This window comes from Streptomyces monticola (assembly GCF_042665355.1).
Classification (GTDB): Bacteria; Actinomycetota; Actinomycetes; order Streptomycetales; family Streptomycetaceae; genus Streptomyces; species Streptomyces monticola.
Genome location: NZ_JBHTCF010000074.1, coordinates 1 through 547, shown reverse-complemented (window position 1 = coordinate 547; position 547 = coordinate 1). Strand labels below are relative to the sequence as shown.

Sequence of the window (547 nt, the reverse complement as noted above, 5' to 3'; positions counted from 1 at the left end):
CCAGGCCGAGTTCGGGCATGAAGCCCTGCACGGCGGCCAGGATCGCGTAGTCACCGCAGCCGGGGCACCAGCGCACTTCCTGATCGGACTTGAAGTCCTTCATGGACTGCTCGGCCTCGGCCTTGGGCACCAGCGAAAGCGCTTCGATGGAGCCGGTGCCTTCCGTAATCGTCTCAGCCATCGAGGGCCTCCTTGAGAGCCGTGGCGAGCTGCTCGGCCTTGAACGGCATGCCATTGACCTGGTTGTAACTCTGGGCGTCTACCAGGTACTTCGCCCGGAGCAGGGTGGCGAGCTGGCCGAGGTTCATCTCGGGCACCACCACCTTGTCGTAACGCGCCAGCACCTCGCCCAGATTCCGCGGAAGGGGGTTGAGATGGCGCAGATGGGCCTGCGCGACGGTCTCTCCCGCGTTACGCAGACGGCGGACGGCGGCGGTGATGGGGCCGTAGGTCGAGCCCCAGCCCAGGACCAGCAACTCGGCCTCACCGGTGGGGTCGTCGACCTCCACATCCGGGACCTCGATGCCGTCGACCTTGGCCTGCCGGG

2 pseudogenes are annotated in these 547 nt (G+C 66.9%); both read right to left on the bottom strand.

Annotation, left to right across the window (positions count from 1 at the left end):
* A pseudogene (locus ACFQVC_RS42495) lies at nt 1–181 on the bottom strand (2-oxoacid:ferredoxin oxidoreductase subunit beta); the annotation flags it as partial.
* Nucleotides 174–547: pseudogene (locus ACFQVC_RS42490) on the bottom strand (2-oxoacid:acceptor oxidoreductase subunit alpha); the annotation flags it as partial. The pseudogenes ACFQVC_RS42490 and ACFQVC_RS42495, both read right to left, overlap by 8 nt.